This is a genomic window from Salipiger sp. PrR007 (assembly GCF_010499845.1).
GTDB classification, from domain to species: domain Bacteria; phylum Pseudomonadota; class Alphaproteobacteria; order Rhodobacterales; family Rhodobacteraceae; genus Salipiger; species Salipiger pacificus_A.
Genome location: NZ_JAAGOZ010000032.1, coordinates 1 through 25087 on the forward strand (window position 1 = coordinate 1; position 25087 = coordinate 25087).

At 65.1% G+C, this 25087-nt stretch carries 22 protein-coding genes, 1 tRNA gene and 1 riboswitch; of the genes, 8 read left to right on the forward strand and 15 right to left on the reverse strand.

The annotated features are described in order from the left end of the window. On the forward strand, positions 1-591 hold a 591-nt coding region (locus tag G0Q01_RS14970; protein WP_164191198.1), incomplete at its 5' end, for a hypothetical protein. Between the two features lie 653 nt (positions 592-1244). On the opposite strand, the gene G0Q01_RS14975 is transcribed toward G0Q01_RS14970, so the two are convergent. The 5 genes from G0Q01_RS14975 to G0Q01_RS14995 form a co-directional block, all read right to left on the reverse strand. After that, positions 1245-2363 (reverse strand): NUMOD3 domain-containing DNA-binding protein, encoded by a 1119-nt coding sequence (locus G0Q01_RS14975; RefSeq protein WP_164213598.1) that lies wholly within the window; start codon positions 2361-2363, stop codon positions 1245-1247. An 88-nt stretch (positions 2364-2451) separates the two neighbouring features. Next, a complete protein-coding gene (locus G0Q01_RS14980) occupies positions 2452-3627 on the reverse strand; it encodes a DUF6538 domain-containing protein (protein ID WP_164196622.1) in 1176 nt (391 codons plus the stop codon). 62 nt (positions 3628-3689) lie between these two features. Next, positions 3690-3773 (reverse strand) — tRNA-Leu (locus G0Q01_RS14985). A 47-nt stretch (positions 3774-3820) separates the two neighbouring features. Then, the gene (locus tag G0Q01_RS14990) at positions 3821-4465 is read right to left on the reverse strand and encodes an META domain-containing protein (protein WP_164196621.1); all 645 of its coding nucleotides are present in this window, start codon (positions 4463-4465) and stop codon (positions 3821-3823) included. Positions 4466-4518: 53 nt separating this feature from the next. Then, entirely contained in the window at positions 4519-4998 is a 480-nt protein-coding gene (locus G0Q01_RS14995; RefSeq protein WP_108967785.1) for an Lrp/AsnC family transcriptional regulator, read from the reverse strand. Between the two features lie 105 nt (positions 4999-5103). On the opposite strand from G0Q01_RS14995, the gene putA reads away from it, so the two are divergent. Continuing rightward, positions 5104-8532 (forward strand): bifunctional proline dehydrogenase/L-glutamate gamma-semialdehyde dehydrogenase PutA, encoded by a 3429-nt coding sequence (gene putA, locus G0Q01_RS15000; protein ID WP_164196620.1) that lies wholly within the window; start codon positions 5104-5106, stop codon positions 8530-8532. Positions 8533-8739: 207 nt separating this feature from the next. Next, the gene (locus G0Q01_RS15005) at positions 8740-10617 is read left to right on the forward strand and encodes a methyl-accepting chemotaxis protein (RefSeq protein WP_164196619.1); all 1878 of its coding nucleotides are present in this window, start codon (positions 8740-8742) and stop codon (positions 10615-10617) included. 147 nt (positions 10618-10764) lie between these two features. Here G0Q01_RS15005 and aroC read toward each other — a convergent pair whose 3' ends face one another. Beyond that, a complete protein-coding gene (gene aroC / locus G0Q01_RS15010) occupies positions 10765-11865 on the reverse strand; it encodes a chorismate synthase (protein ID WP_164196618.1) in 1101 nt (366 codons plus the stop codon). A 193-nt stretch (positions 11866-12058) separates the two neighbouring features. Further along, a riboswitch (TPP riboswitch) is annotated at positions 12059-12167 on the forward strand. A gap of 51 nt (positions 12168-12218) precedes the next feature. On the opposite strand from aroC, the gene G0Q01_RS15015 reads away from it, so the two are divergent. From G0Q01_RS15015 to G0Q01_RS15025, 3 genes are read left to right on the forward strand one after another with little or no spacing between them, the layout of a single operon-like run. Then, positions 12219-13199, forward strand: coding sequence for a thiamine ABC transporter substrate binding subunit (locus G0Q01_RS15015; protein WP_164196617.1), 981 nt, complete (start codon positions 12219-12221; stop codon positions 13197-13199). Next, positions 13175-14704, forward strand: coding sequence for a thiamine/thiamine pyrophosphate ABC transporter permease ThiP (locus tag G0Q01_RS15020; RefSeq protein ID WP_164213599.1), 1530 nt, complete (start codon positions 13175-13177; stop codon positions 14702-14704). Before G0Q01_RS15015 ends, G0Q01_RS15020 begins: the two co-directional genes overlap by 25 nt. After that, the gene (locus tag G0Q01_RS15025; protein ID WP_164196615.1) at positions 14691-15389 is read left to right on the forward strand and encodes an ATP-binding cassette domain-containing protein; all 699 of its coding nucleotides are present in this window, start codon (positions 14691-14693) and stop codon (positions 15387-15389) included. The genes G0Q01_RS15020 and G0Q01_RS15025 overlap by 14 nt, the downstream gene beginning before the upstream one ends. Positions 15390-15477: 88 nt before the next feature. Here G0Q01_RS15025 and G0Q01_RS15030 read toward each other — a convergent pair whose 3' ends face one another. From G0Q01_RS15030 to petA, 3 genes are read right to left on the reverse strand one after another with little or no spacing between them, the layout of a single operon-like run. Next, complete coding sequence (locus tag G0Q01_RS15030) at positions 15478-16266, reverse strand: cytochrome c1 (protein ID WP_164196614.1); 789 nt, start codon at positions 16264-16266, stop codon at positions 15478-15480. A 17-nt stretch (positions 16267-16283) separates the two neighbouring features. Further along, positions 16284-17627 (reverse strand): cytochrome b, encoded by a 1344-nt coding sequence (gene petB, locus G0Q01_RS15035; RefSeq protein ID WP_108966994.1) that lies wholly within the window; start codon positions 17625-17627, stop codon positions 16284-16286. Between the two features lie 12 nt (positions 17628-17639). Beyond that, a complete protein-coding gene (petA, locus tag G0Q01_RS15040) occupies positions 17640-18215 on the reverse strand; it encodes a ubiquinol-cytochrome c reductase iron-sulfur subunit (protein WP_108966996.1) in 576 nt (191 codons plus the stop codon). Between the two features lie 241 nt (positions 18216-18456). Here petA and G0Q01_RS15045 point away from each other — a divergent pair, with 241 nt between their 5' ends. Next, the gene (locus G0Q01_RS15045) at positions 18457-19119 is read left to right on the forward strand and encodes an outer membrane protein (protein ID WP_108966998.1); all 663 of its coding nucleotides are present in this window, start codon (positions 18457-18459) and stop codon (positions 19117-19119) included. Positions 19120-19191: 72 nt separating this feature from the next. Here G0Q01_RS15045 and G0Q01_RS15050 read toward each other — a convergent pair whose 3' ends face one another. The 6 genes from G0Q01_RS15050 to G0Q01_RS15075 form a co-directional block, all read right to left on the reverse strand. Then, positions 19192-19482, reverse strand: coding sequence for an alkylphosphonate utilization protein (locus G0Q01_RS15050; protein ID WP_108967000.1), 291 nt, complete (start codon positions 19480-19482; stop codon positions 19192-19194). Between the two features lie 11 nt (positions 19483-19493). Beyond that, positions 19494-20252 carry a CDP-diacylglycerol--serine O-phosphatidyltransferase gene (gene pssA / locus G0Q01_RS15055; protein ID WP_108967002.1) on the reverse strand — a complete coding sequence of 253 codons (759 nt, stop codon included), beginning with the start codon at positions 20250-20252 and terminating at the stop codon, positions 19494-19496. Next, positions 20245-20931, reverse strand: a complete 687-nt coding sequence (locus G0Q01_RS15060; RefSeq protein ID WP_164196613.1) for a phosphatidylserine decarboxylase — start codon at positions 20929-20931, stop codon at positions 20245-20247. Before G0Q01_RS15060 ends, pssA begins: the two co-directional genes overlap by 8 nt. Before the next feature lie 99 nt (positions 20932-21030). Continuing rightward, entirely contained in the window at positions 21031-21636 is a 606-nt protein-coding gene (locus tag G0Q01_RS15065) for a glutathione S-transferase (protein WP_164196612.1), read from the reverse strand. 172 nt (positions 21637-21808) lie between these two features. Then, on the reverse strand, positions 21809-23455 hold the full coding sequence (gene groL / locus G0Q01_RS15070; RefSeq protein WP_108967007.1) for a chaperonin GroEL: 1647 nt from the start codon (positions 23453-23455) through the stop codon (positions 21809-21811). 71 nt (positions 23456-23526) lie between these two features. Further along, positions 23527-23820, reverse strand: a complete 294-nt coding sequence (locus G0Q01_RS15075) for a co-chaperone GroES (protein WP_108967009.1) — start codon at positions 23818-23820, stop codon at positions 23527-23529. Between the two features lie 301 nt (positions 23821-24121). On the opposite strand from G0Q01_RS15075, the gene G0Q01_RS15080 reads away from it, so the two are divergent. Further along, positions 24122-25084 (forward strand): DMT family transporter, encoded by a 963-nt coding sequence (locus G0Q01_RS15080; protein ID WP_235940170.1) that lies wholly within the window; start codon positions 24122-24124, stop codon positions 25082-25084. Positions 25085-25087: the final 3 nt, after the last annotated feature.

Consider the following 25087-nt stretch of genomic DNA (forward strand, 5'->3'; position numbering starts at 1 on the left):
TTCGTCGCCATCATCCGCCGGGAACAGTTCATCAGGTTTGTCGGCGTGCTTCAGACGTACTCGGATGGGAGCGTCATCGCGGGCGGGAGGTACGATCACCGGGAGGACTTCCTGCTCCCGTTCCGTAAACTTGTCGATCAGGTGATCAGTCGCACTGTACCGTGTGAGCCTGCTACGGCTGGGGCCAGTCTTGGCAACCTGTCGGTCATAGACTCCCTTTCGGGTCTGCTCGAGATAGCCAAGCTCCAGCATCCCCTGATAAGCCCGCTCAACATGGATGTTGTAGCTGAGGTCCGCAGGAGAGGCGGGGCCAGCATACCAGTTCGCGTTGAGTTGGATGGAAGCTTCACCCTTCCTCTTGCGCTGGTAGACCACAGCAACGCTGTCTCGGATCAGGGTCTCGAGAGAAGACCTCAACTTCCGAAGCTGGTCACCACGAAGCTTCCGCTTTGGCTTGCCGCTTCCGTGCCAGACATGGGCTTGGAGTTCACCGGCGATATCGTCGACGATCTGGTAGAAGCGCTTGTAGCGGTCTTCCCGTACGGTATCTCGGCTCTGGGAGTTTGTGACCACGTTAGAAACCTCGTGTGAAGCAGGTATTAGATCAGGGTAGAGGGTCAGGAGCGGCCTTGGGGGCCGCCCTTCCCCATACTAATAGGACTTAGGTGCATCAACTGCCTCCCACCCTTGGAAGCAGCTTTCGTCACGTCACAGCTTTCACAATCACATTAGACCTCAGAAGGCACCACTCTGAGCGGGGGCTAACTTGACGAACACGGGACCTCTTCCGTGATCGCACCTATATACGAGACCGGATACCCCCCGGGGTGGCACTCGCCCCCACCTTCATGCCCGACAAGCTGGTCTAAGCGGTAGCGCCAAGGCAGCGCATGAACTCTCCTAGCAGACAGGAGTATCGCAACTCTACGAGCCACTCTGTGCTTTCAGGTACGGAAGCCAAAAGTTGCACACGACCAAAGAGAAGCTGCCGTATCGCCTCCAGAGGACCGAACAGAACCGTAGTACATTCCGTAGTACAGATCGTTCCTGTTGACCTGTGACTCTCGGTGCTGATAACCCTTATTTTGCTGATGCTTACGATCGCGGAAGTGCCTGTAACGGGAGTAGAACCGCAAATCTGCGGAGCCAACTCCGGCCGCGGGTACCAAAAATCTTCCCAAAGCATTGTTTTGCATCGGCTTTTGTCCATAGGCAGCCGAGGCGTAGTACATTTCGCGTGATGTTCACACTCCTGCCGCCCGTCGTCCCTGCCTAACGTAAGGTATGCCGTTGTCTGGCCCCCATTCCGCTATGTACCGGTAAATCATTGAGACCGACAAGTTGTACTCTTCAGCCAACGAAATGGCGGTTTGGCCTTCGGCATACTTATTGCATATTTCTCGTTTGATCTCATCGGGAGTTACTTTCTTAAGCTCTGACGCCCCAATCTTCCGTTCAAAAGGGATGCCATTACGGGGACCCCAAGCTTCACAAATTGCACGGATTCCGGTCAGTCCAATTGGGTAGTCCTTAGAAATAGCCAAATAAGTTTCGCCGTTCCTCCGCCGAGTACAAATTTTACGACGATCATCATCCGACACTTTTGAAGGCCCCGCCACCTCGCCCATTAGCTTACCAGAACGCTTCAGCTCCTTGCGGTGAATTTTTTTCTGCTCTCGCTCCTTCTCGAGACGAGCCAACCGCGCCGCTTTTTGATCGGCGTACTTCTCGACTCTTGCTTTGGAAAGCTTCGCGCGGGTCTCTGGAGACAATGATTTGCCACGGTTTGCTTCCGAGATCGCTCGCCTGACTTCCTCAGTTTTGCGATGTCCCCATGCAGGATGTTCAGCGCCGTACTTTCCGAACTGTGGGTTATTCTCCCCCGCGAACATTCCTTCACGTTTTTCGCGATATTTAGGCCTATCCCAGATGTCCTTTGCTCGGCGGGAACGAGCCTCTGGAGTGTCTTTTTGTGCGATTGCGATCTTGGTAGCTTCAGCGGTCCTCAACCTATGAACTTCGCTATTGGCGTCGTCGCCATACCAGTCTGCACTGACGCCCAAGAGACCACCCTGAATCGAATTCCAACCAATATTATTCCGAGGGCGATATTCGCCTTCAAGGCGAAGGGCTTCTGCTTGCGAAAGACCTTCGTGGAGCAGCTCCCAAATGACTTTGGACTTATACTTGTTCAACGCGTTCTTGAAGTGGTGGCGCTTCTTGCTCTTGAAGTGTGCCTTCTTTCTCTCCTTTAACCCGACCGAAGTTATTCCGATATACCCCTCCGCATATGGATCGATATGACTGGGAAGTCTAGCCCAATAGAGCGAAAACACCGTGGGCGGCTCAGCATCAGAACCCATTCCACAACCACCTTTCTCCATTTCAGCTATGCATTTTTTAACAATTTCCCTTCAGATTATACCAGATTTCCAAACTAATTGCAATAATCTACGCAGTTAACTTCATCCACTTCTCCAAAACGGAAAGAGGATATCCACGACCATAACTCTGACCAATACTATCCGGCTGCCAACCACCTATTTGATCCGCAATATCAGAAGGACACTCAACTAACCGGAGGCGATCTCGCATCGAGTGCCTAAAGCTATGCATGCTCACACTTTCATGCACTAATAGCTTGATCCACTTATTCAAGGCAGCACTGGCCGAGTTCGCATTTGTCGATCCACACTTATTATACCTCGGAAAGGCAAATTCTCCCGACGCTCTAGTAGCCATCAAGCGTCGAGCGGCCCATTCCGCAACCCCCACCAGCGGAACTGAACGTTCACTGCCTTTTGTCTTCAGACGTCTCCACGGATGAGGGGCAATCCGAACGAAAAGAATTCCATCTTCACTCTCTTGGATGTCATCGCGAAGTAGACCCGCCGCCTCAGCAAGCCTCATGCCGGTGTCCGAAACTATGGCCACCAACCAGCGCAGCTCATCATCCAACTCTTGGCACTTCTGCTGCACCTTTCGGATGTCGTCTAATGGGATCGGAAGCCGCCCAGTCACCCCAGCTTCCCGATCGTAGTAGACGTTGGTGAACGGATTGATGATCGAGAGGCCCTCTTCACTCGCCGCGAAGTTGAACACGGAGCGAACGGTCCCGAAAACACGAGTAATGCTCGATCCAGTCAGCCCTTTTTTGATCAAAGCGTCTCGAAAGGAGTTGGCATCCTTCTTGCTATAATCTGCCAACGGCTTGTCTCCGCAGGCATCGATAACGTAGCCACAGGACCGCTCCGCAGCCCTGTGGAAAGTCTTGGACTTCCCCTGCCCCTTTTGCCGCAGGTACGTCACCACAGCCTCGGAGAGGGTCAATGCGTCGGAGGTGACGGCATCCGTCTCAGCACGCTTCTTGGGTCGGGCCAATCCAGTACGCAGAAGGTGCCGTCCGGGAAGCTCAGCTTCCTGCGACCGGAGATGAAACCAGTATTCATCAAGCTTGCATGCGGCCTGCGTTGCTCTCGCGGCTGCGACTGACGAAGACCTCGTCCGCAAAGAGTAGGAAATCTTGTCGGACGAATAGTGGTGCAGGAGATCGTAAGGAACCCTGCGAGCGAAGTAGAAGATGCCATCCTTGCGGAAGGTAAACGGTGCGGATTTGTACTCCAACATGTACTACGCCTCGGCTGCCTATGGACAAAAGCCGATGCAAAACAATGCTTTGGGAAGATTTTTGGTACCCGCGGCCGGACTCGAACCGGCACGCCATGCGGCTAGGGATTTTAAGTCCCCTGTGTCTACCATTCCACCACGCGGGCCCGCGTCCTGTCTGCCGCATCGAGCCGCGGTTGACCAGACCCTCTTGTCAGGGCCTTGCGACGAGGCGCGCCACGTCACCTGCGCGCAGCTCCAGCGCCCCGTCCGAGGTGAACCCGACCCCGGTCACCGCGCGCAGCGCCGCGATCATGGAATCCCGCCGGGCCGCCTCCTCGGGCGCGCAGCTCTCCCCGCCTTCCGCCGTGACCTCCATGCGGACCACGCCATCGTCTCCGGCGCTCCAGTTGCCCGCGAGATGGCCGCAGCCGAGGGCCCCCGACAGTGCGCCATCCGCGCCGAAGCTCAGCTCGACCGGCCCGCCCTCGAGGGGCTCGTCATCCAGCAGCGCGACCTGCCACGGGCCGCCTGTGACGCGCGATACGCGATCCACGCGGCAGGCCTCGAGAACCGCGCCGGCGATCCGCACCGTCGCCTCGTCGCCCTTGGTCCAGACATAGGTCTCGGGGTCGTCGACGGAGTCGAATTTGACCCCCGACGCGCTGCGGGACCGGGCCATGGGCATCTCGGCGCCGCTGTAGAAGAGCCGGCCGCTGTCCCCCTCGAGAACCATCGCCAGCGCCGCGCCTCCGCAATCGAGGCCGACGTGCACCGGCAAGCTGTCCACGGAGGACTGCGCCAAGACCGGGGCGCCGGACACGACCACCAGCGCCGCGACCATCCAACGTATCATCATACCAAACTCCTCCTCCTCTCGGCGCGCCAGGGTCCGAGGCGGCGCGACCTGCGTCAGTCGGCGATCTCCGCCAGCCCGTCCTCTTTGACGGCCTGCATGGCGACATAGGTCGACGTGGTCGAGACATGCGGCAGGGTCGAGAGCTTTTCGGCCAGAACCCGCCGGTAGCTGCGCATGTCCGAGGTCCGCACCTTGAGAAGATAGTCGAAACTCCCGGCAATCAAATGCACTTGCTCAATCTCGGGGATCGCCGTAACCGCCTTGTTGAAGGCCTCGAGCGAGGTTTCCCGGGTGTCGGACATGCGCACCTCGACGAAGGCGACGTGGTCGAGCCCGAGCTGGATCGGGTCAAGGATGGCCCGGTAGCCGCGGATCACGCCAAGATCCTCGAGCCGCCGCAAACGCGCTTGGGTCGGGCTTTTGGACAGGCCAATGCGCTTGGCGAGTTCGGTGATCGACAGCCGCCCCTCCTCGGCGAGGGTGGTGAGAATCGCACGATCGAACCGGTCAAAGTCATCCGTGACGTTTTGCATCGTGACTTCCATCATCTTCGGAGAACCTGCCTTTCAGAAATACCATCTTCAGGAAAATCGACTTTCGAACCTGCAGTATCATAGGGCAAACGTCTGGAGATCACCATGCCCTACGACCCCCTGCCCGACCTGCGCGCCGAGATGGATGCCGCGACCTACGCCGATGAGGCCCGGACCATCGCGCGGCTGCGCAATCTCGCCGCGCTGACCGAAGGGGACCGTGCGAAGATCAACGCGCGCGGCGCCGATCTGGTCCGCGCCATCCGCGCCAGCGCCAAGCCCGGGCTGATGGAGGTCTTCCTCGCCGAATACGGCCTCTCGACCGACGAGGGCATCGCGCTGATGTGCCTCGCCGAGGCGCTGCTGCGGGTGCCGGATGCCGAAACCATCGACGCGCTGATCGAGGACAAGATCGCTCCCTCGGACTGGGGCAAGCACATGGGTCGCTCGACCTCGCCGCTGGTCAACGCCTCGACCTGGGCCCTGCTGCTGACCGGCAAGGTGCTCGACCCGAACCAGCGCCCCGGCCCGGTCGGCCACCTGCGCTCGGCCGTGCGCCGTCTGGGCGAGCCGGTGATCCGCAAGGCGGTCAGCCGCGCGATGAAGGAAATGGGCGCGCAGTTCGTGCTGGGCGAGACCATCCAGAGCGCCATGAAGCGCGGCGCGCAGATGGAAGCGAAGGGCTACACCTACAGCTACGACATGCTGGGAGAAGCCGCCCGCACCGAACCCGACGCATTGCGCTACTTCAAGGCCTATGCCGACGCAATCCGAGCCATCGGCACGGCGGCCGAAACCGACGACCTGCGCGACAACCCCGGCATCTCGGTCAAGCTCTCGGCGCTCTACGCGCGCTACGAGGAAGGCCAACATGACGACGTCATGCGAGTGCTCGTGCCGCGCCTCGTCGAGCTCTGCGAAATGGCCGCCAAGGCGAAGATCGGCCTCAATATCGACGCCGAGGAGGCCGACCGCCTCGCCATCTCGCTCGACGTGATCGAGGCGGCGCTGGCCTCCCCCTCTCTGGCCGGCTGGGACGGCTTCGGCGTGGTGGTGCAAGCCTATGGCAAGCGCGCGAGCCAGACCCTCGACTGGCTCTACGAGACCGCCAAGCGGCTCGACCGCAAGATCATGGTGCGGCTGGTGAAGGGCGCCTATTGGGACAGCGAGATCAAGCGTGCGCAGGTCATGGGCCTGACCGACTTCCCGGTCTTCACCGCCAAGCACAACACCGACATTTCCTACATCGCCAACGCCCGCAAGTTGCTGGGCATGACCGACCGCATCTACCCGCAGTTTGCCGGGCACAACGCCCACACGGTGGCCGCGATCCTCGAGATGGCCGGCGATGACCGCGACAGCTTCGAGTTTCAGCGCCTGCACGGCATGGGCGAGCGCCTGCACGAGATCGTCCACGAGCAGGAAAAGACCCGCTGCCGCATCTATGCGCCTGTCGGTGCGCACCGCGACCTTCTGGCCTATCTCGTCCGCCGCCTGCTGGAGAACGGTGCCAACAGCTCCTTCGTCAACCAGATCGTCGACGAGAGCGTGCCGCCCGAGGAGGTCGCCGCCGACCCCTTCACCGCCGAGGACTCCCGCACCCTCGCCCGCGGCCCCGAGCTGTTCCAGCCCGAGCGCGCCAACTCCGAGGGCTTCGATCTGACGGACCGTCCGACGATCGCCCGCGTCGAGGCCGCCCGTGCGCCCTTCGAGGCGACGATCTGGAAGGCCGGCCCGCTGCTCGCCGCCCCTGCCCCCATGGGCGCGACCGAGGACGTGCTGAACCCCGCAAGCCTCACCAAGACTGGCGAGATCACCTGGTCCAGCGCCGAGACCGTGGCCGCCGCCGCCGCCGCCGCCCAGCCGTGGAGCGCCGCGCCGCAAGAGCGCGCCGCGATCTTGAACAAGGCCGCGGACCTCTATGAGCAGCACTTCGGCGAGTTCTTCGCCCTGCTCGCCCGCGAGGCCGGCAAGACCCAGCTCGACGCCGTCGCCGAGCTGCGCGAGGCGGTGGACTTCCTGCGCTACTACGCCGCCCGCGCGGAGGGGGCCGCGCCGCAGGGCGTCTTCGCCTGCATCAGCCCGTGGAACTTCCCGCTGGCGATCTTCACCGGCCAGCTCTCCGCCGCGCTGGCGGCTGGCAACGCCGTGCTCGCCAAGCCCGCCGAGCAAACCTCGCTGATCGCGCACCGCGCCGTGCAGCTGCTGCATGAGGCCGGCGTGCCCGCCTCCGCCCTGCAGCTGCTGCCGGGTGCCGGAGAGGTCGGCGCCGCGCTGACCTCGAACCCGGCGGTGAAGGGCGTCGCCTTCACCGGCTCGACCGAAACCGCGCAGATCATCCACAAGTCGATCGCCAGGCACCTTGCTCCCGGCACCCCCTTCATCGCCGAGACCGGCGGTCTCAACGCGATGATCGTCGACAGCACCGCCCTGCCCGAGCAAGCCGTGCGCGCCATCGTCGAATCGGCGTTCCAGTCGGCAGGCCAGCGCTGCTCGGCCCTGCGTTGCCTCTATGTGCAGGAGGACATCGCCCCGCATTTCACCGAGATGCTGATGGGCGCGATGGACGTGCTGAAGCCCGGCGCGCCGTGGCATCTTTCGACCGACCTCGGCCCGGTGATCGACGCAGAGGCCAAGCAGGGCATCCTCGCCCATGTCGAGACCGCCCGGAGCGAAGGCCGCCTCCTGCACGAGATCGCCGTCCCCTCCGAGGGCCATTTCGTTGCGCCCACGCTGATCAAGGTCGGCGGCATCGACGAACTGGAGCGCGAGATCTTTGGCCCGGTCCTGCACCTCGCCACCTTCCGGGCGTTCGAGCTGGACGCGGTGATCGACGCGATCAACGACCGCGGCTATGGGCTGACATTCGGCCTGCAGACCCGCATCGATGACCGCGTGCAGCACGTCACCGAGCGCGTCCACGCCGGCAACATCTACGTCAACCGCAACCAGATCGGCGCCATCGTCGGCAGCCAGCCCTTCGGCGGCGAGGGGCTCTCGGGCACCGGGCCCAAGGCGGGCGGTCCGCTTTACGTCGACCGCTTCCGCGCCCACCCGGCGCCGCAGGCGGGCACGAACTGGGGCACCGACGAGATCCCGGCGCGCCTCGAAGAGGCGCTGCGCAGTGCCGGCTGCGCGCCGCAGCCCGAGCGCAAGGACCTGCCCGGTCCAACCGGCGAGGCCAACCAATACATGACGCTGGCACGCGAGCCCGTGCTCTGCATGGGTCCGGGGCCGGAGGCTGCCGCGGCGCAGGCCGAGGCGATCCGCGCCCTCGGCGGCGTGGCGGTCACTGCCCATGGCAAGATCGCGCCGCAGGTGCTGGCCACGCTCAAGGGCATCTCGGCGGCGCTTTGGTGGGGGGGAGCCAGCGAAGCCGCGGCCTATCGTCAGGCGCTGGCCGGGCGCGAGGGGCCGATCCTGACGCTGATCACCGGCGCGCCGGACAAGGGGCATGCCCGCGCCGAACGCCACGTCTGCATCGACACCACCGCCTCCGGCGGCAACGCGGCCCTGCTCGGCGGCAACATGTAAGGGCTGCCCCGGCAGGCTTGCCAAGCTCCGGCCACCCTCGGCGCCTCCGCAGACCCCTGCGGGGGCGCCTGCACTTCCGACGGGCTCCTGCGGGAAACGGATCGAATTCGCTGCAATCTGCGGCAGTACGAAGGGTTTGTTTACCCCGCGCTGCTAGCGAAGACATGTCCGGCGCGCCGAGCGCCATGTCTCAAGCAGGAATGGGTCATGAGCAGGTTCACCATCCGCGTACAATTGCTGATCCTAGGATCGGTCTTCATGCTGCTGACGCTGGCGCTCGCCCTGGCCTCGGGCTTTATCCAGATGCGCATGTCAAACAGCCTCGATTTCGGCAGTGATCTTCGGCGCCAGAACGCCGTTCTGAACACCGTGCAGTCGCAGATCGATCACTCCGGCCTGGCGATCCTGCACTACGAACATGGCGGCACCGAACCGCTCGACCAGCTCCGCGCCAACCTTCTGTCGATACAGACATTGGTGGATGATAATGCCGACGCCTTCATGAACCCCGCCTCCCCCGAGGCCCGGCGCCCGGATTTCCAGACCCGGCTCCAGGCGGTCGCCTCCTTGGCGAAGGGGCTGGTTCCGCAGATCGACACGCTGACGATCCCCGGGTTCACCATCTTCGAACGCGACACCCACATCAGCTCGGTCCTGCTGCCCACCATCGACAAGGCGCGGCAGGAAGTTTCCGCCATGCGCACCGAGCTTCACCTCCTCGCCAAACGCGCCGAGGAGCAGGCCACCGAGGCGGTGGACACCGGGCTCTTCATGCTGGTCGGCGCCAATGCTGTGGCAGTGGCCCTGTCGCTCGTGTGCATCATCGGCTTCGGCAAGCTGCTCGCCCGCCCGTTCCAGACCGCCGCCGGCGCGGTCCAGCGCATCGCCCAGGGCGACTACGCGGCCGAGATCGAGGGTCAGACGCGCGGCGACGAGGCCGGCTCTATCGCCCGCAACCTCGAAGAGTTGCGCGGCCGCCTGCTCCAGGCCGACGAGAGCAGCGCCCAGGAACGCGCGGCCAACGACCGCCGCCTCGGCTTGTTCCAGGCCCTCGGCACCGCTATGGGAAACCTCTCGCGCGGGGATGCCAGCCACCGGCTCGACGCCGAAGAGTGGCGCAGCCTCGATCACAGCGCGGTTCAGCTCTGCGAAGATTTCAACGCGCTCTCCGAGGGAATCGGCACTTTGGTCAGCTCGCTGCGGGCCTCCGCTGATACGGTGCAGCGCAACTCCAAGGAACTGTCCAACATGTCCCGCGACATGTCGCGCCGCTCCGAGGTGCAAGCCGCCACGCTCGAGGAATCCGCCGCCGCGCTGGAGCAGCTCTCCTCCAGCGTCCGCGCCGCCGCCGACCGCGCCGAGGACGCCGACCGCCGCGTCGGAGAGGGCCGCCGCCGCGCCGAAGAGGGCGGCGCGGTCATGGAGAAGGCACTCGCGGCCATGGGCTCCATCGCCGCCTCCTCCGACCAGATCACCCAGATCATCGGCGTCATCGACGATATTGCCTTCCAAACCAACCTCCTGGCGCTCAACGCCGGGGTCGAGGCAGCCCGCGCCGGCGAGTCGGGCAAGGGCTTTTCCGTGGTCGCCTCCGAGGTCCGGTCCCTGGCACAACGCGCGTCGGAATCCGCACGGGAAATCAAGGCGCTGGTGTCAAATAGCTCGCAACAGGTCAAGGATGGCGGTCAACTCGTGGAACAGACGGGCACGGCGCTCTCTGACATCGTGCGCAATGTGAGCGAGGTCTCCGAACTTGTCGCCGAGATCGCCACCGCCGCCAAGGAACAGGCCGCCGGCCTGCAAGAGATCAACGTCGGCGTGGCGGAACTCGACAAGGTCACCCAGCAGAACGCCGCCATGGTCGGCGAGACGAGCACCGCCAGCGACCAGCTCAACAGCGAAGCCGACCGTCTGCTGTCGCAACTCAACCGCTTCTCGGGCGCGGAACTCTCCGACAGCTCCGAAGTCACCCCGCTGGCGGTGCCGATCGAGAACTTCGAGCCCGCGCCGCCGAGCGTGGGCCCGGCCACGCCCGCGCCTGCGAGGGCGGGGGCCGGGGATGACGTGAGCTGGGAAGAGTTCTGAGGTGCCGCGCGCCGGCCCACGGCGCCGCTCCTCAGAATGGCCGCAGCTGACGCGGGGGTGATGGCGCACCTTCGCCAGGCTGCGTCACATCGCTGGGGCGGCAGTCACGCCCGCAGGGATACAAAGCCAGATCGTCGTCGCCTGGGCTCAGCCGATATGCCCGCGGTTCGCGCCGATCTGGCCGCGATGCAGCAACAGGTGATCAAGGATCACGCAGGCCATCATTGCCTCGCCCACCGGCACCGCGCGGATACCGACGCACGGGTCATGCCGCCCCTTGGTGACGATCTCCGTCTCCTCGCCGCTCTCTGTCACCGTCTTGCGCGGGGTCAGGATCGACGAGGTCGGCTTCACCGCGAAGCGCACCACCACGTCCTGACCCGTGGAAATCCCGCCAAGAATGCCGCCCGCGTGGTTCGAGCTGTAAACCGGCCCGTCCGGCCCCATGGTGATCTCGTCGGCGTTCAGGGTGCCGGTCAGCGTGGCCGCCGCCATGCCTTCGCCGATTTCCACCGCCTTCACCGCGTTGATCGACATCATCGCCGCCGCGAGATCGGTGTCGAGCTTGCCGTAGATCGGCGCACCCAGCCCGGCCGGCACGCCGCGCGCCGTCACCTCGATCACCGCACCGACGCTGTCCCCGGATTTACGCAGCCCGTCGAGGTAGTCCGCCCAGCCCTCGGCCGCCTCGGCATCCGGGCACCAGAACGGGTTGCGGGCGATCTCCTCCCAGTCGAAGCGCGACCGGTCGATGGCTTGCGGGCCCATCTGCACCATGTAGCCGGTGATCTGCAGCCCCGGTGCCAGTTCGGCCAGCGCCGCGCGCGCCAGACCGCCCGCCGCCACCCGCGCCGCGGTCTCGCGCGCCGAGGAGCGGCCGCCGCCGCGATAGTCGCGGATGCCGTATTTCTGGAAGTAGGTGATGTCGGCATGGCCCGGTCGGAACTTCGCCGCGATCTCGGAATAGTCCTTTGAACGCTGGTCGGTGTTCTCGATCATCAGCTGCACCGGCGTGCCGGTGGTCTGCCCTTCGAACACGCCCGAAAGAATCTTCACCGCGTCGGGCTCGCGCCGCTGGGTGGTGTACTTGTTCTGCCCCGGCTTGCGCAGGTCGAGCCAATTCTGCAGCGCCGCCTCGTCGATCGGCACGCCCGGCGGGCAGCCGTCCACCGTGGCACCAAGTGCCGGTCCGTGGCTCTCGCCCCAGGTGGTCACGCGGAAGAGATGGCCGAAGGTGTTGAGGCTCATGGTCGGGTCTCCTGTGTCGTGCCGTCCGGGTGCAAGCTTGCGAAAGCCCGCGCCGCGGGCTCGCCGTTCAGGCCAGTCTGTTAGGCCAGAGCGGCCCATGCCTCAAGGGAATTGTCTCGCCGCACCCCGAGGTCGCGCATGGCCGGGCCCGAGGCGAATGACCTTGCCAGACGCCCCCACCCCGGCTAGGTCTTGCGCTACCTCGGGGTGCCGCCCGCGCAAGCGCCGGCTGAGATGCAAATCGCGAACCCGTTGAACCTGACCCGGTTAACACCGGCGGAGGGAAGGTCACGGCCCCGGGCGCAGCGCCCCTCGGCCCATCTTGCCCTCTCGCCGCAAATTTGGAGGATGCCATGAAGGCCATCAGTTTTGCAGCGGGATGTCTCTTTGCCAGCACGGCGCTGGCGCAGGAGCCCGTTCTGACCGTCTACGCCGGCGACTACGTCGTCTCGGAGTGGGGTCCCGGCCCGAAGATCGAGGAGATGTTCGAGGCGCGCTGCGGCTGCGACCTGCAGTTCAAGCCCGGCGACCTGCTGCCGCGCCTGCTGCTCGAGGGGGAGCGGACCGAGGCCGACGTGGTCTTCGGCCTCAACACCGACGTGACCAAGAGGGCGCGCGAGAGCGGCCTCTTCGCGCCGCATGGCGTGGACCTCTCGCCGCTGACCCTGCCGATCGACTGGACCGACGACACCTTCCTTCCGTACAACTACGGCGAGACGGCCTTCGTCTACGACAGCAGCCGTTTGCCTGAGCCGCCGCAGAGCTTCGACGCGCTGCTTGACGCGCCAAACGATCTGAAGATCGTCATTCAGGACCCGCGCAGCTCGATCTCGGGCCTTGCCATGGCGCTCTGGGTGCAATCCATCTACGGCGATAGGGCCGAGGACGCCTGGCGCAAGTTCGCCCCGAAGATCCTGACCGTCACCAAGGGATGGTCGGAAAGCTACGGGCTCTTCACCGACGGCGAGGCCGACATGGTGCTGAGCTACACCACCTCGCCCGCCTATCACATCATCGCCGAGGACGATCACAGCAAGAAGGCGCTGATCTTCCCCGAGGGCAACTACTTCATGGTCGAGCTGGCCGCGAAAGTGGCCACCAGCGACCAACCCGAGCTGGCGCAAGAGTTCATGGAATTCCTCCTGACCCCCGATTTCCAGCAGATGATCGCCACCGGCAACTGGTCCTTCCCCGCGGCCCTGCCGCATGATGAGTGGCCCGAGGGGTTCAAGGAGCTCGAGCTGCCGAGCAAGGTGCTGTTCTACTCCGAGGACGAGGCCGCCGCGCTGCGCGACGAGGCCATCGAGGCATGGCGTCGCGGCCTCTCGCAATAAGCGCCGCGCTGATCGCGGCAGGGCTGGTGCTGGCCCTGGTGCTCGGCCCGGTCGCCGCGGTGCTGGCCCGCGCCGGAGGCTGGGGCACGCTCGGCCCCGGCGACTGGCAGGCGCTGCGCTTCACGCTCTGGCAATCGCTGCTCTCGGCTGCCTTCTCGGTGGCGCTGGCGATCCCGGTCGCCCGCGCGCTGGCCCGGCGGCGCTTCCCGGGGCGCGGGCTGCTGATCTCGCTGCTGGGTGCGCCCTTTATCCTGCCGACCATCGTCGCGGTGCTGGGGCTGATCGCGGTCTTCGGCCAGAACGGCCTGATCAACGGCACCCTGCGGGCGCTCGGCCTGAAGGGCTTCAGCATCTACGGGCTGCACGGTGTGCTGCTGGCGCATGTCTTCTTCAACCTGCCGCTCGCGACCCGGCTGCTGCTGCAGGGCTGGCTGGCGATCCCCGCCGAGCGCTTCCGGCTTGCCGCTTCGCTGGGCCTCTCGCCCCGGGCCATGTTCCGCACGCTGGAAGCCCCCATGCTGCTACGCATCGCGCCCGGGGCCTTCGCGGTGATCTTCGTCATCTGCCTGTCGAGCTTTGCCGTGGCGCTGACGCTGGGCGGCGGGCCGCGCGCCACGACGGTGGAACTGGCAATCTACCAGGCGGCGCGCTTCGACTTCGACCTCGGCCGGGCGGCGCTGCTCTCGGTGATCCAGCTCGGCCTCGCGCTGGCGGCCGGGCTGGTGGCCCTGAGGCTCGGCACCGGCGGCGGCTTCGGGGCGGGGCTCGACCGGATGGTCACCCGCTGGGACGGGCGCACGGGCCTGTCCCGCGTCATGGATGCCGTATGGATCGCCCTCGCCGCGCTTTTCCTACTGGCGCCGCTCGGGATGGTTGTCGCGCGCGGCCTGCCCGGGCTGGCGCAGCTTGGCACGGGCTCGTGGGAGGCCGCGTGGAACTCGCTTGCCGTGGCGCTGGTCTCGACGCTGCTCTGTTTGGCCTGGGCGCTGCCCCTCTCGACCCGCTGGGGCGAATGGATGGGGCTCGTCGGTCTCGCGGTCTCGCCGCTGGTGCTGGGCACCGGGCTCTTCCTCATCGTGCGCCCCTTCGTCAACCCGCTGTCGCTGGCGCTGCCGGTCACCACGCTGGTCAACGCGCTCGTCGCCCTGCCCTTCGCCCTGCGCATCCTGCGCCCCGAGGCCGAGGCGGTGCGCGCCGACTATGCGCGGCTCGCGCAGGCGCTCGGGCTGACGCCGCTGGCCTGGATCCGGCTGGTGCTGCTGCCCCGCCTGCGCCGCCCGCTGGGCTTTGCCGCGGGTCTGACTGCAGCGCTGTCGATCGGCGATCTCGGCGTCATCGCGCTTTTTGCCGACCCCGAGCGGGCGACCCTGCCCCTGCAGGTCTACCGGCTGATGGGCTCCTACCAGATGGAGGCAGCGGCGGGGGCGGCGCTGCTCCTGCTGATCTTCAGCTTCGGGGCCTTCTGGCTCTGCGACCGGGGAGGCCGCGCCAATGCTGACGCTTGAAAATCTGCGCTTCACCGAGGGCGACTACAGCCTCTCGGCGAACTTCTCTCTCGCGCCCGGGCGCCGGGTGGCGATCATCGGCCCCTCTGGCGCGGGCAAATCGACTTTGCTCGACCTGATCGCAGGGTTCCTTGCGACAAAGTACGGTCGCCTGCTCTGGCGGGGGCAGGACATCACCGCCACCCCGCCCGACCGGCGCCCCGTGGCGATGCTTTTTCAGGAGAACAACCTCTTCCCGCACCTGAACCTTGCCCGGAACCTTGGCCTGGCCCTGCGCCCCGGCGGCGGGCGGCTGACGACGGAGGAGGCGCGCAAGCTCGAGTCGGCGCTGGAGCGCGTGGGCCTCGGCGGCCTCTCGGAACGCAAGCCGGGCGCGCTCTCGGGCGGGCAGCAGAGCCGGGCCGCGCTGGCGCGGGTTCTGTTGCAGGCCCGGCCCATCCTCGCCCTCGACGAGCCCTTTGCCGCGCTGGGACCGGCGCTGAAGGTGCAGATGCTCGATCTGGTGCAGGAGGTGGCCGGCGAACTCGGCGCGCTGGTGCTGCTGGTCAGCCACGACCCGCAGGACGCCCGGCGCTTTGCCGAGGAAACGGTGCTGGTCGCCGAGGGTGTCGCCCATCCCCCGGTCGAGACGCAGGCGCTGTTCGACGCCCCTCCGGAGGCGCTGCGGGCCTATCTGGGCCAGTAGTGCAGCCCGAGCCGGGTGGCTTGGCAGCGATTCCGAATCAAAAGGCCCCGCCAAACGGCGGGGCCTTCTGTTTCGCGTCAGCCGAGGCTCACTCCGGCTTGTGCTTGATCGGGCGCCAGATGCGCTTGTTGGTCAGGTACAGCAGCACCGACAGCAGCGTCAGGAACAGAACCCCGACGAAGCCCGCGTGCTTGCGCGCCATCATCTTCGGCTCGGCGGTCCACATAAGGAAGGCCGCCACATCCTGTGCCTCGTGGTGCAGCTCGTTCGAGTGCCCGTCGGCGAATTCCACGTCCTCGCCCGCGAGCGGCGGGGCCATGGCGATCCAGCCGGTCGAGAAGGCATGGTTTTCATAGAAGGTGGTGCCCGCTTCGACCTTGGTCTCGCCGGTGTAGCCGGTGAGGATCGAGGCGATGTACTCCGCGCCGCCCATACCGTTGAAAAGCTGCGACAGGCCGGTGCCGTAGGGGCCATGGAAGCCCGCACGCGCCTTGGCCATCAGCGACAGGTCGGGCGCGCCGACGCCGGTGTTCTCGGGGAAGTGGTCGGTCGGGATCGCCGGCCGGAAATCCTCGAGCTCGTCGTCGTAGACCTCGAAGTTCTGCGCCGCATAGGCGCGCACCTGGTCCTCGGGCAGGCCGGGGCCGCCTTCGTCACCAAGGGTGCGCAGCGGCACGAACTTCAGGCCGTGGCAGGCCGAGCAGACCTCGGTGAAGATCTGCAGGCCGCGCTGAAGCTGCGCCTGGTCGTAGGCCCCGAAGGGACCCTCGAAGGAGAAGTCATAGTCTTCGACATGGCCCCCCTCGCCGGCAGCGAAGGCGCCGCCGGTGAAGAGACCCAGGGCCGCGACGGCGGAAAGGGTGAGTTTCTTGAACATGGTCCTCAAGTCCTTTCTTACTCGGCCGGGTGCGACGCGGTCGCGCCCTTGTCCGAGGACGTGCCGTAATGCGCCTCGAAGTCTTCCTCGATGGTCGCGGGGGTCGGCAGCGGCTTCTCGATCACGCCGAGCAGCGGCAGGATGACGAAGAAGTAGCCGAACCAGTAGGCCGCGCCGATCAGCGAGAAGCTGGCGTAGGGTTCTTCGGCCGGCATGGCACCGAGCCACATCAGCGCGATAAAGTCGATCACCAGCAGCCAGAACCACCACTTGAACTGCGGACGGTACTTGCCCGAGCGCACCGAGGAGGTGTCGAGCCAGGGCGCCAGCGCCATGGCGATGATCGCGCCGAACATCGCCAGCACGCCGAAGAACTTCGCGTCGACGATGCCGCCGGTCAGGAAGGATGCAATCTGCACCACCCAGACTTCCGAGGTAAAGGCGCGCAGGATCGCGTAGAACGGCAGGAAGTACCATTCGGGCACGATGTGCGCCGGCGTCGCCAGCGGGTTCGCCTCGATGTAGTTGTCGGGGTGGCCGAGGTAGTTCGGCATGAAGCCGACGATGGCGAAGAACACGGCCAGGATCACCGCCAGGGCGAAGAGATCCTTGATCACGTAGTAGGGCCAGAACGGAACGGTATCCTTCTCGGCGTCGGCCTTCGAGGTGCGGCGCACTTCAACACCGGTGGGGTTGTTGTTGCCCGTGGTGTGGAAGGCCCAGATGTGCACGGCGACGAGGGCCGCGATCACGAAGGGCAGCAGGTAGTGCAGCGAGAAGAAGCGGTTCAGCGTGGCATTGTCCACCGCCGGCCCGCCGAGGAGCCAGGTCTGGATCGGCTCGCCGATGAAGGGAATCGCGCCGAACAGGCCGGTGATCACCGTCGCACCCCAGAAGGACATCTGCCCCCAGGGAAGCACGTAGCCCATGAAGGCGGTGCCCATCATCGCGAGGTAGATCAGCATGCCGATGATCCAGGTGATCTCGCGCGGGGCCTTGTACGAGCCGTAGTAGAGCCCGCGGAAGATATGCGCGTAGACTGCCACGAAGAACAGCGAGGCGCCGTTGGCGTGCAGGTAGCGCAGCATGAAGCCGCCGTTCACGTCGCGCATGATGTGCTCGACCGAGGCGAAGGCCAGGTCGACATGCGGCGTGTAGTGCATCACCAGGACGATGCCGGTGATGATCTGCAGCGCGAGGCAGAAGGTCAGAACGATCCCCCAGATCCACATCCAATTCAGGTTCTTGGGCGTGGGGATCATGATGGTGTCATAGAGAAGACCGACGATCGGCAGGCGCTTGTGCACCCAGCGCTCGCCGCCTGTCTTCGGTTCGTAGTGGTCGTGCGGAATACCAGCCATGGACGCCTCCCCTTATCCCAGCAGGACCGTGGTTTCTTCCACGAAGGAAGCCACGGGAACGTGAAGGTTCTGCGGCGCCGGACCCTTGCGGATGCGGCCTGCGGTGTCGTAGTGCGACCCGTGACAGGGGCAGAACCAGCCCCCCACGCCGCCCGCAGTGAAGTCACCGGCATTGCCCAGAGGCACGCAGCCCAGATGCGTACAAACGCCCATCATCACCAGCCATTCGCCGGCCTCGTCGAGGGTGCGGTTCTGGTCGGTGGCGTCGGCACCTGCCGCGACATTTTCGTTCCGGGCCTCGGTATCGACGAGCTGGTCCATGGTGACCGCGCGGGCTTCCTCGATTTCCGCTTCGGTCCGGCGGCGAATGAACACCGGCTTGCCCAGCCATTTCACCGTGAGCTGGGTGCCGGTCTCCACTCCGGACACGTCAACTCGAATGGTGCTCAGGGCCCGGACGTCGGCCGACGGGTTCATCTGGTTGACCAGCGGCCAGACGGCCGCGCCAGTGGCGACTACGCCGGCACCGCCGGTGGCGTAGAAGAGAAAATCTCTTCGGGTGCCTTCGTGATCTTCTGCTTGTGACACGGGGTCTTCTCCATTCCTCATTGGCCGGGTTCGCGGCCGGCCGACACGCAGATAAAGCCGCGCAGGAACGCAGCATTTCCGTTCGTTGTATTACCGACCCACCCTACGTCCGTAAAGCAAACATAACAGCTACATTGAAGGGAGTGCCGATGTGTCGCGGTTGAAACGCGGTGCAGACGGAAGATATTAGGCAGTTAAGACGCAAATCCTTTAACGAACTTTACCCGAGGGAGCCACGGCCATGAGAGCCCTGATTCTGCCAACCGCGCTGATTGCCACCGGGCTTGCCGCCCCCGCCTTCGCGCAGGATTTCGAAGCATCGGTCTACACCGGCTGGCAGACCGCCCCGCACAGCCGCATCTCGGGCGACATGCCCGGCACCGGCGACAGCTTTGACGAGCTCATCGGCTGGGAAGGCAAGTCCTTCGAGATGCCGCCCTACTGGGGTATCCGCGGCACATGGTGGCAGAGCGCCACCTTCGGCTGGGCGCTCGAGTTCACCCACGCCAAGGTCTACGCCAACGAGGACGATCGCGACGATGCCGGTTTCGAGACGCTGGAATTCACCGACGGGATCAACATCCTGACCGTGAACGCCATGCAGCGCTGGCCCGAGCATTGGGGCAAGCTGACGCCATTCGTCGGCGCCGGTCTCGGCATCGCGGTGCCGCACGTCGAGGTGGCCACCACCGATGGCTCCGATGACACCTTCGAGTACCAGTACACCGGCCCGGCGGCGCGGCTTCTGGCCGGCGTGAGCTACCCGATCAACGACACCTGGTCGGTCTACGGCGAATACCAGTTCACCTACTCGTGGAACGAGGCCGATCTCGACGAGGGCGGCACGCTGGAAACCGACATCAAGACCAACGCGCTGAACGTCGGCGTCTCGATGAAATTCTGAGCCGCGGACCGTCCGGAACGACAAAGCGCTCCCCTCGGGGAGCGCTTTTCTTTTGCCACCACCGCTCGGGCGTCAGCGCTTCTTGACGAACTCGGTGCGCAGCACGAGACCCTTGATGGTGTCATGCCGGCAATCGATCTCCTCGGGGTTGTCGGTCAGCCGGATCGAGCGGATCACCGTGCCCTGCTTCAGCGTCTGCCCTGCGCCCTTCACCTTGAGGTCCTTGACCAGCACGACCTGGTCACCGTCGGCGAGCAGGGTCCCTGCCGCGTCGCGCACCTCGATCACGGCCTCTGCGGCGACGTCCGAGGCGGGCTTCCACTCGCCGCTTGCCTCGTCGTAAACCCATTCCTCGTCCGACATAGCGGCTCTCCTCAACTCGTGCGCCGCTTGCGCGGCAGCATGATGATCACCGCCGCCACATAGGCGACGCAGACCAGCGCAAGGCTGATCCAGGCGTAGGTCAGTACGGCGGCGCCGACAAAGGCGACCCCGACCAGCACGTATTTCACGTTCTGCCGCGAGATGCGGGTGGTCTTGAACGACCATGTCGGGATGCGGCTGATCATCGCGAGCCCCGACAGCACCAGCCAGGCGGCCAGCACGAGGTCCGGGAACAGCGGCCCGGCCCCGAGCCCGAAGCTGAGGTACATCGGCAGCATCGCCAGCAGAGCGCCCGCAGGCGACGGCACGCCGGTGAAATAGGCGTTGTCATGCGCCTTGTCCTCGGACTTGCGCATGACGTTGAAGCGAGCCAGACGCACCACCGCGCAGACGGCGAAGACCAGCACCGCGATCCAGCCAAAGTTGCGGCTGTCCTCGAGCGCCCAGTTGTAGATCAGCAGTCCCGGGGCGACGCCGAAGTTCAGGAAGTCCGCGAGGCTGTCGAGCTCGGCGCCCATGCCGCTCTCGGACTTCAGCGCGCGGGCAAGGCGGCCGTCGAGCCCGTCGAGCACCGCCGCCAGCAGGATCAGCTGCACCGCCAGCTCGTAGGAGCCCTGCAGTCCGAAGCGGATCGCTGTCAGTCCGGCGCAGATGGCCACAACGGTCAGCACGTTGGGCAGGAGCTGGATCAGCGTCACCTTCTCGGCGGCGCGGGCCTTCGGATCCTCGATCGGCTGCTCGTCATTCATTCAGCGGGCTCCCGAGATCAGGCGTCAGGTTGGCAATGATGCTCTCGCCCGCGACCATGGTCTGGCCGATGGCAACCAGAGGCTCCACCCCCTCAGGCAGGTAGACATCGAGACGCGACCCGAAGCGGATCAGGCCGAAGCGATCGCCGCGGTTGAGCCAGTCGCCCTCCTTGACCCACCACATGATGCGGCGCGCCACGAGGCCCGCGATCTGCACCACGGCGATCTCGCGCCCGTCCTCGAGGCGGATGCGCAGCGCGTTGCGCTCGTTGTCCACCGAGGCCTTGTCGAGCGAGGCGTTGAAGAACTTGCCGGGGCGATAGGCGACCGAAACGATCTCGCCGGTCACCGGGGTGCGGTTCACGTGGCAGTTGAACACCGACATGAAGACCGACACGCGGGTCATCGGGACGTCCGGCATCCCCAGCTCGGCGGGCGGCACGGCGGGCTCGATCAGCGAGACCACGCCGTCGGCGGGCGAGACCAGCAGGCCGGGGCGCTGCGGCACCACGCGCTCGGGGTCGCGGAAGAAGTAGTAGCACCAGACGGTCAGGCCGACACCGATCCAGCCCAGGGGATCCCAGATCAGGAACAGCACCAGGGTGATCGCGGCGAAGATGCCGACGAACTTGCGCCCCTCGGGGTGCATCGGCTTGATGAAGGTGTCGCGCATCCGCATGGGGAAGTTCCTTCTGGGCTTGGAATTCTCGGGTGCAGGCAGCTAAGCCGAAGCGGCCCTGCGTGCAAGGGTTTTGCGGCCGCGCCGGGGCAAAGCCGCTCAGGACGTGGGGTCGGTGGCCACCATCGACTCGCGCTTGGCAAAACCGTCGTACCACGCGGTGAGCGCCGGGCGTCCAACCCGCCACTTGCGCGCGTCATGGCGGAAGTCGAGGTATCCAAGCGCGCAGGCCACGGCGATATGCCCGATGTCCATGCGCCCGGCGAGGTGGCTCATCCAGCGCGTCTCGAGCGCGTCGAGCGCGCGCGCGACCTTGCCCCATTGGCCCTCGATCCACTCCATCGAGACCATCTCGCGGGCGCGGAAGCGCTCTTCGTAGACGATCAGCACGGCGGCATCCATGATCCCGTCGGCCGTGGCCTCGAGCACCAGCGTGTCCCAGATGCGGCTCTCGGGATAGAGCCCGCCGCCGGCGCGCGCGTCGAGGAAGCGGCAGATCACCCGGCTGTCGTAGAGCGTCGGCCCGTCCGGACGCACGAGCGCCGGGATCTTGCCCACCGGGTTCGCGGCGATCAGCGCCGGATCGGGGGTGACGGGCGAGGCTTCGACCATCACCTGTTCGACCTGATCGAACTGGCCCGTCTCGTGCAGGGTGACAAGCACCTTGCGGACAAAGGGGGAGGGTCCGGCCTGCAGCAGTTTCATCACGTGGCTCCTTGCACGGTTGTCGCAGCAGAGCCTAGCGCGCGGAGCGGCGAAGGAAAACAGACGCGCGGTCACGGCAGCCTTACCGGCACATGCACCGCGCAAACGCAAAACGGGGGGCCGAAGCCCCCCGCCTGCTGCCCGAAGGCAGACGTCCGTATGGACCGGCAGATTACATCATGCCGCCCATGCCGCCCATGCCGCCCATGTCGGGCATGCCGCCGGCCGGCGCGTCTTTCTGCGGCTTGTCGGCCACCATCGCTTCGGTGGTGATCAGCAGGCCTGCAACCGAAGCTGCGTCTTCCAGTGCGGTACGCACGACCTTTGCGGGGTCGATCACGCCGAACTTGAACATGTCGCCATATTCGTCGGTCTGCGCGTTGTAGCCGAACTTCAGGTCATCCGATTCACGCACCTTGCCTGCGACGACCGAGCCGTCCACGCCTGCGTTCTCGGCGATCTGGCGAAGCGGAGCTTCCAGAGCCTTGCGCACGATGGCGATGCCGGCGTTCTGGTCGGAGTTCGCGCCGGTCAGACCCTCGAGGGTCTTTGCGCCCTGCACCAGAGCGGTGCCGCCGCCGACGACGATGCCTTCCTGCACGGCTGCGCGGGTTGCGTTCAGAGCGTCGTCCACACGGTCCTTGCGCTCTTTCACTTCAACCTCGGTCATGCCGCCGACGCGGATGACGGCAACGCCGCCTGCCAGCTTGGCAACACGTTCCTGCAGCTTCTCGCGGTCGTAGTCCGAGGTGGTTTCCTCGATCTGCGTACGGATCTGGGCCACGCGTGCCTCGATCTCGGCCTTGTCGCCGTGACCGTCGACGATGGTGGTCTCGTCCTTGGTGATGTTGATGGTCTTGGCGGTGCCGAGCATGTCCATGGTGACATTCTCGAGCTTCATGCCCAGATCTTCCGAGATCACCTGGCCGCCGGTCAGGATCGCGATGTCCTGCAGCATGGCCTTGCGGCGATCGCCGAAGCCCGGTGCCTTCACGGCTGCGATCTTCAGGCCGCCGCGCAGCTTGTTGACCACGAGGGTCGCCAGTGCTTCGCCTTCGACGTCTTCAGCGATGATCAGCAGCGGCTTCTGCGACTGGATGACCTGCTCGAGCAGCGGGACCAGCGGCTGCAGCGACGAGAGCTTCTTCTCGTGCAGCAAGACCATGCAGTCGTCGAGCTCTGCAATCATCTTGTCGGCGTTGGTCACGAAGTAGGGCGACAGGTAGCCACGGTCGAACTGCATGCCTTCGACGACGGTGGTCTCGGTCTCGAGGCCCTTGTTCTCTTCGACGGTGATGACACCCTCGTTGCCGACCTTCTGCATCGCGTCCGCGATCTGACGGCCGATTTCGGCTTCGCCGTTGGCCGAGATGGTGCCGACCTGAGCAACTTCGTTGCTGTCGTTGACCGGGCGTGCAGCTGCCTTGATCGCTTCGACGACCTTGGCGGTTGCCATGTCGATGCCGCGCTTCAGGTCCATCGGGTTCATGCCGGCCGCAACGGCCTTCATGCCCTCTTTGACGATCGCCTGAGCGAGAACGGTCGCGGTGGTGGTGCCGTCACCGGCTTCGTCGTTGGTGCGGGAAGCGACTTCCTTCACCATCTGCGCGCCCATGTTCTCGAACTTGTCTTCCAGTTCGATTTCCTTGGCGACAGAGACACCGTCCTTGGTGATGCGCGGCGCGCCGAACGACTTGTCGAGCACGACGTTGCGGCCTTTCGGGCCGAGGGTCACCTTCACCGCGTCGGCGAGGATGTTGACGCCCTTGAGCATGCGGGTGCGGGCATCGGTGTTGAATTTCACGTCCTTGGCAGCCATCTGCAAGTACTCCTGAAATTTGAATGAATGTCTGGCGTAGCGGGGCCCGAGGCCCCCGGGCGATCAGAAGATCAGGCCGCCTCGGTGATGCCGAGGATGTCCGATTCCTTCATGATCAGCAGCTCTTCGCCGTCGATCGTCACTTCGGTGCCCGACCATTTGCCGAACAGAACGCGGTCGCCGGCCTTGACGGCCATTGCGATCAGCTCGCCGCTGTCCTTGCGGGCGCCTTCGCCGCAGGCAACGATCTGGCCCTCGGCGGGCTTTTCTTTCGCGCTGTCGGGGATGATCAGACCGCCCTTGGTCTTTTCGTCGCTCTCAACGCGACGAACGAGGACGCGGTCGTGAAGCGGTTTGAATGCCATCTTCGAGTCTCCATAGCTCAAAGGTTGTCCCTGTAGGCCCCCGCTGATACCCGAACTCCGTCGGGATCGAGGGCCGTTAGCACTCACCCTTGTGGAGTGCTAACGACGCATAGCTAGGCAGGCCCGTGTTTTGAGTCAACAGTCCTCTCCGAGAAAATTTCATGACATCCCGGCAAGGACCGCAGACCTGTGCCCGCCAGATGTGCAGTGCACCCGGCGGATACAACCCCGACCCAGAGAAGCATGGCATCTCTCCGCCGAATGTGGTGACGTGCCTGAGATCACAGACTCGGAAATACCCATGGCCATCCCCTACGCGCCGCTTTCGGCGCCTTCCGCGCGGCAGACGCCGACGCATGACAATACGCGCGGCTTTCTTTTCATGGCGCTCGGCTTCTTCGGCTTCGGCATCACCGACATGCTGGCCAAGCTGCTGACCGAGCACCTGCCGCTGATCCAGGTGATCTGGTTCCGCCAGTCGGGGCTGTTCATCGGGGTGCTGGTCCTGCTGGCACTGCGCGGCGGCCATGTTCTGCGCACGCCGCATCCTCTGCTGCAGATAAGCCGCGGCGTCATCGCGCTCGCCTCGGCGGGCTGCTTCGTCATGTCGCTGCGCTACGTCGGGCTCGCGGATGCGACGGCGGTCACCTTCACAGCGCCGTTCCTCGTGACCGTCTTCGGCGCGCTCTTGCTGAAAGAGCCGGTGGGCCCGCGCCGCTGGGCCGCGGTCCTGTGCGGTTTCATCGGGATGCTGGTGGTGATCCGGCCGGGGATGGGGGTCTTCCACCCCGCCATCGCCTTCGCCTTCGTCGCGGCGCTGTGCTTCGCCGCGCGTCAGCTGCTGTCGCGCTACCTGAGCGGCGCCGACAGCATCGCCACCACGGTGACCTATACCTCGCTGACCTCGTTCCTGCTGTGCTCGGTGCCGCTGATCTTCGTCTGGGAGACGCCGCCCAGCCTCGAGGTCATGGCCATGTGCCTTGCCATCGCGGCGGCGGCGGGCATGGGCGAATTCCTGATCATCCGCGGGCTCGACGTGGGACAGGCCGTGGTCATGGCCCCGGTGCAGTACACGATGATCATCTGGAGCACGCTCTACGGCTTTCTCGTGTTCTCGGACCTGCCCGATGTCTGGACCTTCGTGGGCTGTGGGATCATCATCGCCTCGGGGTTCTACACGCTCTACCGCGAGCGGGTCGCGGCAAAGCGCGCCCGACGGGCGACAGCGCAGGCCGAGGTCAAGGCGGCGCCTCGGCAGGCTTGAAGA